Below are 15350 nucleotides of genomic sequence, written 5' to 3'. Positions count from 1 at the left end.
CTCCCGCCCGCGCCCGCACGGCCGGATCAGCCTTCGGCCCGCTCCACCACGGTCGCCCACTCGTCCAGCAGGCGGTGCGCGGTGTCGGAGTTGGGACCTTCGGCCCAAAGATGGGTCACGGCCTCCGTGGTGTCGGGGAGGACCAGGGCCCAGCTGCCGTCCGGCTCGATCACCCGCACGCCGTCGGTGGTGTCGAGTTCGCGGTCGCCAGCCGCCTCCACGACGGCCCGCATCACGCTCCCCTTGATCGCCCATGGGGTGGGCACGGAACGGCGCAGCAGATGCGCCTGGGGGATCGTACGGTCGATCTGGCTCAGCGAGCGACGGGTACGGGCCACCAGTGCCAGCAGCCGCACGAAGGCGGCGATGGCGTCACTGGTGGGGCTGAACTGCGGCACGACGAAGCCGCCACGGCCGTCGCCCGCGAAGACGATGTCGTCCTCGGCCTGGACCGCCTTGGTCAGCTCGTCGGTGGCCGTGGCCGTCCAGTGCACCTTGACCCCGTGCGAGGCGGCCACCGTCTCGGCGACCCGCGTGGTGGTCACGGGCAGAGCCACCGTCCCGCCGCCGTACTCGGCGCAGACCAGTTCCAGGACGACCAGCAGGGCGCGGCCGCTCTCGACCAGCTCGCCCTTCTCGTCCACGAGGGACAACCGCTCGGCCACGGGGTCGAACCGCACCCCGAAGTCGGCGCCGGAGTTGGCGACCAACTCGCCCAGCCGTGCCAGGTCCCAGTTCTGCTTGGCGACGCTGTCGGTGGGCGAGGACTCGTCCAGCCGGTTGTTGACGGTGAGGACGTCCACCCCGATCCGGCCCAGCAGGGAGGGCAGGATCAGCGAGCCGCTGCCGCCCGCGCAGTCCACCACGACCTTGAGTTCGGCCTCGGCGACGCCGGAGGTGTCCACCTGGCGCAGCAGCTCGTGGGAATAGCTCTCCACGTTGCGGGAGGGGAAGGTCAGCTCACCGATCTCGCCGGGGAAGGCCCGACGGTACTCGGCACGGGAGAAGACCCGGTCGAGCTTGCGCTGGGCGGCGGACGACAGGTCGGCGCCGTCGCCGTCCAGGAACAGGATGTCCACCGACTCCGGGTCTCCCGGGGCGGTGCGCACGGTGATCCCGCCGCTGACACCGCTCTGGGAGGTGTGGAAACGCGCCACCGGCAGCGGCACCACCTCCAGGTCGCGCACCTCGATGGCGGTGGCGGTGAGCGCGCTGATGATGGCGCGCTTGAGCGTGCGGGCGGCGCGGGAGACGTCACGCGAGGTGGTGACGATCGCGCCCTTCTTAAGGGTGGTGGCGTAGGCGTTGGCCAGGCGCACCGCCAGTTCCGGTGTGATCTCGACGTTGATCAGGCCCGACACACCCCGGGGGCCGAACAGCGAGCGCTGCCCGCGCGACTCCCAGATGACGTTGGTGCTGACCACCGCCCCGGCCTCGATGGTCTTGAAGGGGTAGACCTTGACGTCGTTGTGGACGTAGGCCTCGGACTCGATGACGCAGTCCTCGCCCACGACCGCGCCCTCCTCGATCCGGGCGGCGGCCATGACGTCGGTGTTCTTGCCGATGACGGCGCCGCGCAGGTTGGCGCCGCGGCCGATGAACACGTTGTCGTGCAGGACGGTGCGGTGGGCGAAGGCGTCCGCCCGCACCACGGCGTTGCTGCCGACCACGGTGAACTCGCGCAGCTCGGCGCCCGCCTCGACCTTGGCGTAGTCGCCGACGTAGAGCGGTCCCTTGAGTACGGCGGCGGGGTGGACCTCGGCGCCCTCGCCGATCCACACGCCCGGGGATACCTCGAAGCCGTCGATCTCCACGTCGACCTTGCCCGAGAGCACGTCGGCCTGGGCGCTGAGATAGCTCTCGTGGGTGCCCACGTCCTCCCAGTAGCCGTCGGTGACGTAACCGTAGAGGGGTTCGCCCTCCTTGAGGAGCTCGGGGAAGACGTCGCCGGACCAGTCCACGACCTCACCCTCGGCGACGCGCTCCAGCACCTCCGGCTCCATGATGTAGATGCCGGTGTTGACGGTGTCGGAGAAGACCTGGCCCCAGGTGGGCTTCTCCAGGAAGCGCTGGACACGGCCCTGCTCGTCGACGATGATGATGCCGAACTCCAGCGGGTTGTGCACCCGCTTGAGGCCGATGGTGACCTTGGCCCCGCTCTCGCGGTGGAAGCGGAGCATGTCGGTCAGGTCGATGTCGGTGAGCGCGTCGCCGGAGATGACGATGAAGGGCTCGCCGCGCAGGTGTTCCTCGGCGTTCTTGACACTGCCCGCGGTGCCGAGCGGGACCTCCTCGGCGACGTAGTTGAGCTTCATGCCCAGTTCCTCGCCGTCGCCGAAGTAGTTGCGGATGAGGGTGGCCAGGAACTGGACCGTGACCACGGTCTCGGTGAAGCCGTGCTTGTGCAGCAGGCGTAGGACGTGCTCCATGATGGGTCTGTTGACCACCGGGAGGAGCGGTTTGGGCTGGTTGGCCGTCATGGGGCGCAGGCGGGTGCCCTCACCGCCCGCCATGAGGACGGCCTTCATCGTGGGCGTCGTGCCCTCCGGCGCGGTGTCTTCGGTCTGGCTCATCGCCGATACCTCCGTACGGCCGCGCAGGCGGAGGGCGTGCTGGAAGGATGGTGCGCGGAGCGCGCGCCATCGCGCGCGGTGGGACATGTTCTCATGATGGAGACGACACTCCCTTTCGATCCGATAGGACTCGTGGTGAGCCGGTCCGTCAGCGGATCAGGGGCCGGTCCGTCCCTGATCCGGGCGGCTCGGTCGGTCCGAGCCTTCGGTCGCCGGTGCGGCTGGATCAGGTCGATCCGTAACGTGCCCGCGCACGGGGTCGCTGTCCCCCGCGGCCCGGGGGCCACCGGCGTGATCAGCGCGTTCGTCGCGGCGGGTCTGGGCGATCAGGCGCAGTCCCTGTACGGCGTAGAGCAGTCCGGCCCACCAGTACAGAGCCGTTCCCCAGAGTGCGAAGGCCCAACCTATAATTCTCGCCACGTCTGTCACGATCGGGGCGTATCCCGCGATGAACAGCAAGGGGAACGAGTACAGCAGGCACATCGTGGCGGCCTTCCCGGCGAAGTTGACCGGGAGGGGGCCGTAGCCGAAATGGCGCAGGAGCGGCAGCGCGCCCAGGATGAGGACGTCGCGCAGGACGAGGATGGCCATCAGCCACCAGGGCACGATGCCGCGGATGACCAGGCCGAGCAGGGCGGCGAAGATGTAGAGGCGGTCGGCCAGCGGATCCAGGACGGTGCCCAGGCGTGAGGTCTGGTTCCAGGCGCGGGCGACCTTGCCGTCGAGCCAGTCGCTGAGGCCGGCCAGGGCCAGCACGAGTAGTGCCCACCAGTCGGCCTGGGGCCCTAGAACGAGCCACAGGAACAGCGGCACGCCCAGTAGCCGGAGCATGCTCAGTAGGTTGGGAACCGTCCAGATGCGGTCACTGACCTCCGGGCCGGCCACATCGCCCCCCGCCGTGAGTCTGCCATCTTCCGCGGATCGCCCCATGTCGCCAACGATAACGGGCGGGAGGGTCGTTTCCCGCCATCGTGGGTTCCACCTGCCCTGACGTGGGCCGGAGAACGGCCGCGAATTGATCGTACCCTGTACGTTTTCGCGCCCTCCCCGACGGTGGCCCTCCTGACTGTGCAACGCGAGACACCCGGACGCGGTTCCCGCGGGCCGCCCGAGACAACGCCGGAACGAGGGGAGGTACCCGGCCCCGGGCGGTTCCGCACTCGTGGTGACGCACGGCGCCTGAAACTCGGTGTAAGCAATGTCTCACTGCGGGCAAGCAGGGATTCCGGCTGTCAGACGCCTCCGCGGGGTGCGAGGTGGGCGGCCAGGCGGCGCAGGCGGTCCGGTCCGGTGGGTTCGGTGTCCTGGAGCGGGATCTCCACCGTCCCCAGAGCCGCGAAGCGCTCGCGTGTGGCGGCCAGGGCCTCGGCCGTGTCGGGGCCGGCCGCGTCCTCGGGCGGGAGCTGGTTGACGATCACGGGAGCGAGCCGGAACCCGGCGTCGGTGAGCTGTTCGACGGCCCGGGCGGTCTCGGCCAGCACCATGCGCCGGGGCAGGGTCACCAGACGCACCACGGCGTCCCGGCGCAGGCGGTCGGCGGCGCGCTCCAGCCGGCGGCGGCGTGCGTGCAGGCGCTCGGTGAGGGGATCGGCTTCCTCGCCCGAGTCGCCGACGACGTCGGCGAAGGCCTCGGCGCGCCGGGCCCGCTCGCGCTGGCGGGTCAGGCCCACCACCCAGGGGGTCAGGAGCGCGGGCAGGTTGAGCAGGCGCAGCAAGTGTCCGGTGGGGGCGCTGTCCACGACCAGGGCGTCCCATTGGTGCCCGACCTCCTCCATGCGGTCCACGAGCAGGTCGGCCAGCGCGGACTCGGCCATGCCGGGGCTGGAGCCCGCCTGCTCCAGGTGGCGCTGCACGGCGGGCACGATCTCGGGCTGGACGGCCTTTCGGGCGTCCTCGGCGACCTGGGCGATACGGCGGCGCACGGCGGCGTCGGCGTCGGGTTCGGCGGCCCACAGGCCCGGGGCCACCCGGACGGGCTCGTCCTTGAGGGTGGTCTCCAGGGCGTCGCCCAGCGAGTGGGCGGGGTCTGTGGAGACCGCCAGGACCCTGTGTCCGGCGTCGGCCAGGGCCAGCGCGTGCGCGGCGGCCAGGGTGGTCTTGCCGACCCCGCCCTTGCCTCCGACGAAGGTGATCGGCGCGGCGACGGGTTCGGTCAACAGCAGCCTCCGGGTGCTCCGAAGTCCTCACGGCCCATCCGCTGGTGCCACTCGTGCAGGTCGGCGACCATGTACGGGATCAGGTCGAGGGTCTCGTAGGCGACGGGGTTGTCCACTCCCAGTGTCTCCAGCATGAGCAGGGCCCGCAGGGTGTCCTGCTGGGTGCGGGCCTCGCGTTTGCGCGCGTGTCCCCAACGCGCCTCGAAGACCTCCTGGTGGAAGCCCTCGAAGCGGCGCCAGGCGGTGACGGCGCGGCGCCAGATCCGCTTCGGGGAAGCGGACCCGGCGCCGGTGCGCGGTTCGCTCACGGGGCCGCGCCCCGCGTGCGACGGCGGTTACCTGCCCTCACCCTCGCCCTTTCCGGAGGCGGTCCCGCCGGAGGCGGGCTCGTCGTCGACAGCGGCCCCGTTGGTCCCTCCGTCGACGCCCGCGGCGACCTCGGTCGCCTCGGCCGCCGGGGGGTTCTTCCACGCCTTGTACAGGGCGATGGCGGCCTCGACCATCATCCACAGGGCCAGCACCAGGATGACCCCGTCCAGCGGGGCGAGCAGGAAAGCCTGCATCGCGTCATCGGACCTGGCGAAGTTGCCCAGCTGGATGACCAGCGCCCAGACGGTCATGATGACCAGGAACACCAGCGGGATGAGGATCATGATCGGGTTGCGGCCGCGCTTGGTGACCCACACGGCGATGACCGACAGGGCCAGGCCCGCGGTGAGCTGGTTGGTGGTGCCGAACAGCAGCCACAGGGTGCCCACGGCGAAGTTGCCCGGAACCAGGGTCAGGGCGAAGGGGATGATGACCGCGACGAGGGTGGCCACGGTCAGGTTGCGGGACAGGAAGGTCAGCGTCCTGTGCGGAGCGCTGGCGGCGGTGAAGCGCTCGGCGCCGATCGTGGCGATCTCCTGGATGATGTAGCGCTTGAGCCGGACCGCGGTGTCCAGGGTGGTGACGGCGAAGCTGACGATCACCAGGGCGCCGAAGACCAGGGCGGTGCTCTCGGGGATGCCGATGTTGGAGGCGAAGCCCGCCACGCCCTCGATGAACCTGCCCTGCGGGTCGGCGGAGGCCGCCTCCCAGTCGACGTAGAGGCTGGCCCAGTCGGTGCCGCTGTTGGCGGAGTAGATCATGGCGCCCGCGGTGCAGGCCAGGATCGAGCACAGGGCCAGGGTTCCCTCGCCCAGAGAGCTCATGTACCCGACGTACCGGGCGTCGGTCTCCTTGTCGATCTGCTTGGAGGTGGTCCCGGAGGCGACCAGGCTGTGGAAGCCCGACACCGCGCCGCAGGCGATGGTGATGAACAGCAGCGGGAAGATCGGCGGGGAGTCCGCCGGGGTGTCGCGGAAGAGCGGCGCCTCGATCGTGTTCATGCCCACGATCACGCCGAGCATGATGACCGTCAGGGCCAGGACCATCTGGTGCTGGTTGATGTAGTCGCGCGGCTGGAGCAGCAGCCACACCGGCAGGCGGGAGGCGATGAACGCGTAGGCGAACACGATCACGATCCACAGGAGGTTCTCCTGGACCCCCACGGCCTCGGCGACCGGAGCGAGGCTGATCGGCAGGAGCTGTCCCAACGGGATGCAGGCGTAGACCAGCACCAGGGCGACGATCGAGGGGATCAGCGCGGCGGTGCGCCGGCGGTAGACGACCTGGCCCACGGCGATGGACAGCGGGATGGTGACCAGGGTGGGCAGCACCGCCTCGGGCGCGCGCACGAACAGGCCGGCGATCACGATGGCGAACACCGCGTTCACCATGGTCACCAGGAAGAAGATGATCAGCAGGAACAGGATGCGGGCCCGGGCTCCGATGACGTCGCCCGCCAGGGTGCCGATGCTGCGCCCCTTGCTGCGCAGGGAGACGACGATCGATCCGAAGTCGTGCGCGCCCGACCCGAAGATCGTGCCCAGGACCACCCACAGCAGAGCCGGTCCCCAGCCCCAGAACACGCCGATCGCCGGGCCGACGATGGGCGCCGCGCCCGCCACCGAGATGAAGTGGTGCGCCAGGACGATGTGCTTGTTGGTGGGGAGGAAGTCCACCCCGTCCCGGAAGGTGTGCGCGGGCGTGGCGAAGGCCGGATCGAGGGCGTAGACCCGCTTGGCCAGGTAGACGGAGTAGAAGCGATACGCGAGCGCGAAGATCGCCAGGGTGCCGACCAGTACGGCTACAGCGGGCATGGGGGGATCACTTCTTTCGGGTCTCCCAGCGGAACGGGCGGGCTTGCGTGTGCCCTGTCCAGGCGGTTCGAGTACAGTCCCGAGAAATTAACATGAGCGGCACATCACAGAAAAGGAAGAATGTGAACGATTTCGCCACGGTCTGGCGGCGCTCGGCCGTCGGCGAGTTGTCCTGGCTGGCCCCGGAGGGGCCCGTGGGTGTTCCGGTGGTCCCGCTGATGGACGGGGAGGTGCCGTGCGTGGCCCTGCCCCTGGCCCACCTGGACCTGGTCGACACGCTCGCCCCGCGCGCCGCGTTCAGCCTGACCGCGCCCGCGCCCGCTTCGGACACCGGCCTGGTCGGGATCGGTCCGGCGGAGGTGCGTCTGGACCCCGCGGGACACCTCTTCGGCCGCGACCTGGTCCAGCAGGAGGTGGCCAAGCACCCGCCGACACAGCTGCGGGCGGGCAGCCTGATGGCGCGCCGGGAGAACTGGTGGTGGATGGCGCGCGCCGTGGTGGGCCTGACCGGGGTGGAGCAGGTGTACGAGGTGCGGCGGCGCGACCGCGCCGAGGACGCCCTGCTGGTACGCGAACAGGACTCGGACGTACGGGTGGACGTGGTGACCGCGAAGAACTGGTCGGCGGGTCCGGGCGGGAGCGTGGAGCTGTGGTCACGCGACGGCGGCGACCTGGCCGGGCGGGGCGGGCGGGCGCTGGTGATGGGCCACCAGGCCAGCCCCGACTTCGAGCGCTGGGAGCGGTGGACGCGCACCGGAACGCTGTCGGAGCAGACACTGGAGGTCACCGGCGCCGACGGCGGCCCCGACCCCGATCCGCGCCCGTACCGCCTGCTGGAGCGGATGCGCAACCACCGGGAGGTGGAACGCGCCTGCCGTGCGGGTGTCTCGGCGGTGGAGCGCCGCCTCGGGCGCTGATCCCCCGGTGCGCGGGGCCGCGCCCGGGATCAGAGCGCCAGGATGCTGTCGGCCTCCCGCCGGCCCGACAGCAGGGCGCCGTGCACGGTCGCCGTGTGCTCGATCTCGGTGGCCTCTCCCCCGAAGAAGACCCTCTCCCCGACCGGGGCGCCCAGCGCCACCCGGTCGTCGTCGTCCGAGCCCACGGCCGTGAAGGAGAAGGAGCCTCGGGAGAACGGGTCGTCCATCCAGTGCGTGACGTGGTGGCCGACCGGGTCGGGCGCCTTGCGGAACATGCCGCGCAGTGAGGCCATCGCGTGTTCGACCACCTCGCCGTCGTCCTTGTCCGCCAGGAACCGCGCCGCGTTGCCACCGTTGCGGCTGACCAGGATCGGCGCGTCCAGGACCCGCTGGCCCGCGTACCAGTGGAACCACGTCCCCTCCTCGGTGCCCAGGTGGACGAGGACCTCGGCGTCGCCCCAGAACACCTGGTCGAAGCGTAGGAACAGCTTCTCCAGGCGCCCGTTGCCCAGACGCTCCACCGCCTTGCGCTTGTCCTCGGGCAGCGGCGGGTCGAAGTCGACCTGTCCGGCCTTGAGCACGCCCAGCGGCAGGGTCACCAGGACCCGGTCAGCGGTAAGCGTCTCCTCACCACGCGGGGTGTCCACGCGCACGCTGACGCCGTCGTCGTCGTGGGAGACCGACAGCACCACGTGCTCCAGGCGCACGTCCAGCCCTCGTGCCAGCTGGTCGGTGAGCTGGCTCATGCCGTCGGGGAAGACGACGTCGTCGCCGCTGAACTCGTGCAGGGCCGCCACCGTGGAGAAGGCGACCTCCTCGGCGCCGGCTCCGTGGTCGGCCTCGACCATGCGGTGCACGATCTCGTTGGCGTCGCGGGCCCGGGCACGCACCAGGTTGGCGTCGTAGAGGGCTTGCTTGATGCCCTCCTCCAGTGACTCCTGGGGGCCGGCGCCGACCTTGTCCCAGTACATGTGCTCGTTGAGGAGGTGAACGTCCTCCATGTTGCGGCGGTGGCGGTCGAAGAGCAGCCGCCGCCCCTTGGGGTCGTAGGCGGTCTCGGTGGAGCGGTTGAACACGGTCGTGCGGACACCGGACTCGCGGACCAGCCGCACGAGGGGGTTGTTCTCCTCGCCGCGCATCCAGGAGGCGCCCGCGTCCACGGTGGCCGAGCCCTCCCACTCACGGATCGAGTGGATGCGCCCGCCCAGGCGGTCACGGCCCTCCACGACGGTGACGCGCTCCCCCCTGTCGGCGAGCCGGTCGGCGGCGGCCAGCCCGGCCATCCCGGCGCCCACCACGATGGTGTGCCCGCGCCCGGGTTCGGCCTCACGTCCGCGCGGCTGGGCCGTGTGCTCCTCGGGCTCCTCGCCGCCTTCCTCGATGGTCTCCTCGGTGAGGTCCCCCGGGTCAGTCATGTGCCTCCCCCTCCGTGCCGGTGACCGACAGTGCGACCCTAAGCGCCCGGGGTGTCCAACACCCGAAGGACACCCCGCCAGCATGCGGAGTCGGGCGCGGCTCAGACGGACAGGCCGACCACGTAGGCCTCCAGGCGGTGCATACGGGGAAGCCGCTTCCACAGTGACCAGGCCACCATGCGGTGCAACCCGTCCAGATGGGTCAGGGAGTGCTTGTCACGGAGACCGTGGTAGTCGTGGTGGTCGATGGCGCGGGAACTCAGGAACAGCGGTACCAGGTCCGAGGTCGAGTGCCACGACAACTTCTCCCAGCACACCGGGTTGGTCGCGCGGTAGTCCTCACTCCGCGAGCGCAGGGCCTGGGTCACCTCGCTGACGGTCGCCCCCTCCGGGGGGCACGAGTTCGCTGTCGCCCTTCTCCCCCAGGTGCCAGGGCAGGACCACCGACAGCACGTCCTTGCGGTTCAGACGGACCCGGTACCAGGGTTCGCCCAACTCCTCCGTGGCCAGGTACACGAGCCTTTCGACCCGCGTGTTCACCGCGTGGAAGGAGTCGTCCGCCGAGTGGTTGGCGCGAAAGTGCCCGATGACGTCGTCTGAGGTGACCGGTTCGATGATCTTCACGAGAGTGCTTCTGTTCCGTCGTCTGGGGGATGCGGTCGCCTCCCGAAGGGGGCTGCGATACCTAGGTTTTTATCAGAACGAAACAGGCTTTCTCGACAGCCCCGAACGGCCTCCGTGGGTGCCGTCCCCACCGGCCGGCCCCGGGTGGCCCCTGTCAGGCTGTCCGGAGACGGCCTGACAGGGGAACCGTCAGCTGGTCGTGGGCGGCTCCCCCTCCTCGTCCTCCATCTCGACCCGTTCGCGGCGGCGCTCGCCCTGGACGTGCTCGTCGTGGGTGACGCCACGCTTGCGGACGTGGACCTCCTCGACGGGTACCTGCTCCTTGGAGACGACCGGCCGCTCCTCGTAGACCGTGAAGGTCTCCTCGCTCTCGCCCATCTCCCGGTCCCCAGCCACCTGGGAGGGGTCCTCGACCGGGCGCCGCTCGACCTGCAACTCCTCGCGGTGCAGCGGCACCGTCTCGTCGAACGGTTCGGTCTCCACGTACTTGTGCAGCCGGGCCCGTCCGGACTCACGCCGCTCCACCCCGATGTCCACGCGCTCCTCCGAGCGCGTCACCGAAACGTCGTCGGGCTCGTCCCTCCTCCCAGTGGCGGCCTCCCCCGCCATGGCCGCGTCCGCGGGCATGCCCGCAGGCGCCCCCGTGCCCGGCATGTCGGTCCGGCCGCCGGTGGTCTGCGGGCCCGGTCCCCGCCCTGCGGAGGCGTCCCGGCCCTCCCAGTCCGCGGGCTGGGACTGCACCGGAGGACCTCCGTGCTGGGCGTAGTACTCACGGACGGTCTGCTCCTCCTCGGGAGAGATGTGCCGGTCCGCGTCGACATGCGGCGCGTCCTTGACGGTGGCCTTGTCGTAGGGGATCCGGATGTCCTCCTCCGCGGGCTGGGACCCCTGGAGCGGGACGAGGGTCTCGTGCCGACCGAACAGGCCGGTGTGCACCGACACCCAACTCGGCTGGTCCGTGTTGTCGTCCAGGTAGACCTGGTTGATCTTGCCGACGTTGTTGCCCTGCTCATCGAGGACGTTGTGCCCGATCAGATCTCCGGGTGTGCGATCGCGTGCCACGGTGTCCCCCCATGGTTGCGTGTGTGCAGGGTGCCGAAGCGCCCCAACCCTGTCCGCACACCCCCTACCCGCCATGACCTGGTAGGACTAACGTTCCGGACCAGTCACTAACTGGATGTAGGCGTGTCTTGGCGGAAATTTTTCCCGGGGCCCTCCCCATTGGCGTCCGCCTTGCGCCGCCCTGGCCGGACCGGGACCCGTCCCAAGACTTGATTACCTCTGGTAATCAGGTGATTGCGCGAGCCAGGAGGCGAGGCCCCCTTCGCCGTCGCGGCCCCGCGGCGCACCGGGCCGGGGCCCGGAGGGACCGGGCCCCGGCGGCGTCGCGGTGGATCAGCAGGTGTTGTCCTGGCTGTTCTGCCAGGTGATGTTGCTGATCACGGTGTTGACCGCGCACGGGTCCTCGTTGAGCGCGGTGTCGACCAGCGTCAGGTTCTGGAACGTGATGTCGGAGGTGTTGGCGAACTCCGAGCGGGCGGCGATCCGGATGTCTCCGGGGCCCGCGACCGTCCCGCCCGCGAGGGTGACGTTGTGGCAGTTCTCGATCAGGGCCGCGTTGCTGCCGGTGTCGGCGACGTCCACGCGTTCGATCACCGCGCCACCGCTCTCGGAGACGCAGAAGATACCCCGGCCGCCGCCCCGGGCACGGACCTCGCCGACCCGGATGTTGGTCGGATAGCCGCCGTTGAGCTGACCGTTGCGGTTGGCCATGCGAAAGGCCGCGTAACCCGTGCCGGTTCCGGCGCCCTCGGCGTCCACCAGGCCGACCGACGCGTTGACGGTGTCGTTGAGCAGCAGGCCGGAGTAACCGGTGTTGCGCGCGGTGACGGTGCCGATGGTCAGGCCGTCCACCCCGTAGGTCTCCACACCGTGGTTGTCCGTGCCCGAGACGTACACGTCGTCGACGCGGATGTCGCGCGCCTCGCGGACCGCGTCGTTGTCGCGGCTGTCGATGCGCATGCCCAGTCCGCTGGACAGGCGCAGGTCGACCTGGCCGAAGTGGACGTTGCGCGAGGTCCGCACGTAGACGCCGAAGTACGGGGATCCGGTGACCGACAGGTGCGGGACGGAGACGTCCTCCGCGTGCCTGATGCGCACGGCGGCGTTGTCACCGGTCGCCGAGCCGGTCACGTCGATCGTGCCGCACACCTCCAGCGAGGTGTGGCTGGGCAGGTCCAGTGAGGCGTTGCCCGGCATGGAGCCGGAGCCGCGCACCACGACGCTCTCCTGCGAGGAACGGCCCCCGCTGAGGCTGTCCACGGCCGCGCGCATGGCGGAGAGCATGTCACCGCCGCTGTAGACGGTGCCGCCGTTGCTGGCGGTCCAGGTGCTTCCGTCCTGGACGACCTCGGCGTCGTAGGAGCCGCTGCCGCAGCCGTCGGAGGGGGAGTCGCCGCCGTCCACGCGGATCAGGTCCCAGACCTGGTTGGCGCCGCCGAGGGAGTCGTACTGGGACAGGCGGTCGCCCTCGGCGGTACTCCACTCCCACACCTCCAGGGCCTTGCCGCTGAGGCGGTTGACCAACTGGACACCGCCTCCCGTGTCGACGGGGCGCCACTGCTGGTTCTCGGAGCCGTGGTCGGTGAACTGGCGGATCTCGGCGCCGTTGTCGGTGGAGTGCTCCCAGACGTCGATGGCCTTGCCGCTGTTGCGGTTGACGATGCGGTAGTAGCCCTCACCCGCGGAGACGAAGCGGAACTGCTGCCAGGGCCTGTCGGTGCGCTGCCATTGGATGAGCTCGGCGCCGTCCTCGGTGGAGGCGCTCTCCACGTCGGCGACCAGGCCGCTGTGCTGATTGCTCAGGACGTAGTACGCCCCCGTGTCGATGTCCGCGGCCTGCGCGGAGGTGATGGCGGCCGCGGAGAGCCCGCCCGTGCAGAGCACGACGGCCAGGGCGGAGTACAGGAACCGGCGCAGGCGGGAGAGGGGCCGGCGGGTGGATGGCGGCGCGGCCGGGGCTGCGCCGCGGAAGGCAGGGGGGTTGATGGGCACTGCTGCTCCTCTGTGCGAACTCCGGACGGCGGTGTCCAGAAGGAGTGGGGGGTGGGGAGCGCTCCCATACCAGCTGGTTGCCGGGAACCTAACACGGAAAGCGCTTTACCGGTAGCGATGTGACTACGGTCAGAAAGGAACGGGGTGCCATAGAGATGCTCCGGCTCTGGCACCATCACGGCATGTCGACCACCAGATGGGCACATGCCGCGTAGAAGACCGGGAAGCGTCCGCGCCCGCGTACCCCTACGGAAGAGGCACCGGAACGGGAAAACCGTTGGCCCTTCCGGGGCTGTCCTGACCGGCCAGAGCCGAGACCGCCCGGATCGAGCTCCAGCGCCCGGAGCTGTATGCGGGGCGTACGTACGAGGCCTTCGGCTTCTGGAAGTGGTCCGTCCACGGTCCCCGCCGAAGGCTGTGGGACTACGAGCATGAGGGGTGTGGCGAGCGGGACCGCTGTGACGATCCCCGGGCGGCCGTGGCGGGCCTGGCCGCATTCGGCCACCGGCGTGTGGCATGCCGCATACATCCGGACGGTTCCGAAGCCTCCGTGGTTCCCCGCGCACCACTCCCGAGCTCGTGTTCGGCCCCGTGGAGCGTCAGCGTCCCCTCCCCGGTCGACATCCGCACATCCCCGTGGATGTCGGACGAACACCCCACAATGGAACCATGCCTACATTCCGCACGCTCGGATGTACCGCACAGTGAACGCTTCCGGGGCAGCTCCGGAAGGCACCCCATGAGAGAGCGGGAACGAGAGGACGGTCGGTGAAGTTCGACACCGTGCGCCCCGGTCAGGAAGAGGAGGAACCCTCCTCCGATCCGGCGGCGGAACCGTCAGTACCCCCCGCCAGTCTCAGGGTTCGCGAGGCCTCCGAGTACATGCGGCTGCGCGCCCGCACCGACTTCGCACGGGTCCGCTCGGCCCTGGACCAGATGCTCCACACCGTGGAGGCCGCCCGGGCCGGGGCCGCGCCCGGTCCGGGGCCCGCAGCACCGGACGAGCCGGACACCTTCCGCCCCGAGGCATTCCGTTCCAGAACCGCCCCGTGACCAGCGACAGCAACCAGTGACCAGTGACCAGTGACAGGAGGACACCGTGAGCGCCTGGGATCTCCAACCCGCGGACATCGGCACCGTACTGACCACCACCTTCTCCTACGTCGGTGAGGAGGGCGGCTCCGACGGCCTGTTCGGTGACATGGACACGATCGAGTCCAGCGTCACCGCGCTCAGCGACCACGTCAACAGCGCCCCCATCGGGATCGCCCTGGGCGAGTTCGCCGGACACTACTTCGGCCTCATGGGCGACATGCTCTCCCTGACCGCCACCGCCGTCCAACAGACCAGCGAGGCCACCACCGCCTACGTCGAGGGCAACGAGGAGATGGCGTTGGAGGCCCAGCAGAACGCCGGTGAGGTTCCCGAGCCGCCGCCGCGGCCCCAGGGCCCGGGCAACGCCGAACTCGTCTGACCCCGGCCGCCCGTCCCCGAACCCCGAAGCCCTCCCCTCCCCGGTTCCCCCTGCTGAGAGACCCTGATGCCCCCTGCTGATCGCCCTCCCTCCTCCGGCCCCCTCGGTACCCGTGAGCAGACCAGGATGCTCACCACCACCGGCGATGAGAAGATCAGCCCCGCCACCTTCCCCGTGCCCACCCCCTCACCCGACTACATCGAGGGCCTGGCCGCCGACCTGCGCGCCGCCGGCGAGTCGGTGGCCGACAACGGCAACGACATCAACTCCTCCTGGGGCCCGCTCACCTCCTGCTACAAAGCCCCCGAAGCCGAGGAGCTCTACACCGTCCTGGCCCCCGTGGCCAGCGACGGCGACGACGTATCCGAGGGCATGAGCCAGGCAGCCGGCGCGCTGGAGGACTTCGCCGAGACCCTGCGCGGCATCAAGTCCCGCTGGTCCACCCTGCGCACCGATGCCTACGAGTTCCGCGCCCGCATCGACTCCGAGGGCGAGGACTGGAACAAGGCCGAGGGCGTATCCGGCTTCCTCGGCTTCAGTGAGAACCCCAACGTGGCGGAGAACCAAGCCCTCGTCGCCCGGGGCACGGTCCTCATCGAGGACTACGAGGACGCCGAACGCACCTGCGCCAACGCCATCAACAAGTACGTCCCCGACCGCACCAGGTTCGAGGAGATGCCCTCCGAGGGGGGCGCCCTGGACGACGACGTGTTCTACCACGGCTACGAGGAGGACCTGTCGGACCTGGCCACCGAGTGGGACATGGGCGGGGCCGCCACCGACGAGAGCTGGCTGGTCGACGCCGGGGCCGCGGTGTGGGACTTCGGGGTCGGGGCGGTCGAGGGCACCGGCGCGATGCTGGGCATGCACAGCTCCCAGGGCTGGTTCCAGGCCTCCTGGGGCGACGCGTTGTGGGAGTACCACGAGGGCAACATCCAGTCCGCGGCCTCGCTG

Annotated in this window: 13 protein-coding genes and 1 pseudogene; 4 read left to right on the top strand and 10 right to left on the bottom strand. The window is 70.2% G+C overall.

What is annotated here, in order from left to right:
- Positions 1-26 precede the first annotated feature (26 nt).
- The 5 genes from AC0T5L_RS25970 to AC0T5L_RS25950 all read right to left on the bottom strand — a co-directional run bounded on the left by AC0T5L_RS25970 (position 27) and on the right by AC0T5L_RS25950 (position 6912).
- Positions 27-2528 (bottom strand): sugar phosphate nucleotidyltransferase, encoded by a 2502-nt coding sequence (locus tag AC0T5L_RS25970; RefSeq protein ID WP_476168131.1) that lies wholly within the window; start codon positions 2526-2528, stop codon positions 27-29.
- A gap of 201 nt (positions 2529-2729) precedes the next feature.
- Positions 2730-3458: a cardiolipin synthase ClsA gene (gene clsA / locus AC0T5L_RS25965; RefSeq protein ID WP_476168130.1), complete on the bottom strand. Its 729-nt coding sequence runs from the start codon at positions 3456-3458 to the stop codon at positions 2730-2732.
- A 347-nt stretch (positions 3459-3805) separates the two neighbouring features.
- The gene (locus tag AC0T5L_RS25960; protein WP_476168129.1) at positions 3806-4732 is read right to left on the bottom strand and encodes an ArsA family ATPase; all 927 of its coding nucleotides are present in this window, start codon (positions 4730-4732) and stop codon (positions 3806-3808) included.
- Entirely contained in the window at positions 4726-5037 is a 312-nt protein-coding gene (locus tag AC0T5L_RS25955) for a cory-CC-star protein (RefSeq protein ID WP_476168114.1), read from the bottom strand. Before AC0T5L_RS25955 ends, AC0T5L_RS25960 begins: the two co-directional genes overlap by 7 nt.
- A gap of 27 nt (positions 5038-5064) precedes the next feature.
- Entirely contained in the window at positions 5065-6912 is a 1848-nt protein-coding gene (locus AC0T5L_RS25950; protein ID WP_476168113.1) for a carbon starvation CstA family protein, read from the bottom strand.
- A 122-nt stretch (positions 6913-7034) separates the two neighbouring features.
- Between AC0T5L_RS25950 and AC0T5L_RS25945 the strand changes: the two genes are divergently transcribed.
- Positions 7035-7829: a hypothetical protein gene (locus tag AC0T5L_RS25945; RefSeq protein WP_476168112.1), complete on the top strand. Its 795-nt coding sequence runs from the start codon at positions 7035-7037 to the stop codon at positions 7827-7829.
- A gap of 29 nt (positions 7830-7858) precedes the next feature.
- On the opposite strand, the gene AC0T5L_RS25940 is transcribed toward AC0T5L_RS25945, so the two are convergent.
- The 5 genes from AC0T5L_RS25940 to AC0T5L_RS25920 form a co-directional block, all read right to left on the bottom strand.
- Entirely contained in the window at positions 7859-9244 is a 1386-nt protein-coding gene (locus AC0T5L_RS25940; protein WP_476168111.1) for a flavin monoamine oxidase family protein, read from the bottom strand.
- A 101-nt stretch (positions 9245-9345) separates the two neighbouring features.
- Positions 9346-9612: a DUF6309 family protein gene (locus AC0T5L_RS25935; protein ID WP_476168110.1), complete on the bottom strand. Its 267-nt coding sequence runs from the start codon at positions 9610-9612 to the stop codon at positions 9346-9348.
- Positions 9584-9868, bottom strand: coding sequence for a DUF6309 family protein (locus AC0T5L_RS25930; RefSeq protein WP_476168109.1), 285 nt, complete (start codon positions 9866-9868; stop codon positions 9584-9586). Before AC0T5L_RS25930 ends, AC0T5L_RS25935 begins: the two co-directional genes overlap by 29 nt.
- A gap of 189 nt (positions 9869-10057) precedes the next feature.
- Positions 10058-10930, bottom strand: coding sequence for a PRC and DUF2382 domain-containing protein (locus tag AC0T5L_RS25925; protein WP_476168108.1), 873 nt, complete (start codon positions 10928-10930; stop codon positions 10058-10060).
- Positions 10931-11263: 333 nt separating this feature from the next.
- Positions 11264-12922 (bottom strand): RICIN domain-containing protein, encoded by a 1659-nt coding sequence (locus AC0T5L_RS25920; RefSeq protein ID WP_476168107.1) that lies wholly within the window; start codon positions 12920-12922, stop codon positions 11264-11266.
- 768 nt (positions 12923-13690) lie between these two features.
- On the opposite strand from AC0T5L_RS25920, the gene AC0T5L_RS25915 reads away from it, so the two are divergent.
- The 3 genes and pseudogenes from AC0T5L_RS25915 to AC0T5L_RS25905 all read left to right on the top strand — a co-directional run.
- Positions 13691-13975 carry a hypothetical protein gene (locus tag AC0T5L_RS25915; protein ID WP_476168106.1) on the top strand — a complete coding sequence of 95 codons (285 nt, stop codon included), beginning with the start codon at positions 13691-13693 and terminating at the stop codon, positions 13973-13975.
- A gap of 46 nt (positions 13976-14021) precedes the next feature.
- Entirely contained in the window at positions 14022-14396 is a 375-nt protein-coding gene (locus AC0T5L_RS25910; protein ID WP_476168105.1) for a DUF6507 family protein, read from the top strand.
- 66 nt (positions 14397-14462) lie between these two features.
- Positions 14463-15350, top strand: a pseudogene (locus AC0T5L_RS25905) (hypothetical protein); the annotation flags it as partial.

The organism is Nocardiopsis sp. TRM 82005 (genome assembly GCF_056312425.1).
This window is presented reverse-complemented; position numbering and strand designations above follow the sequence as displayed.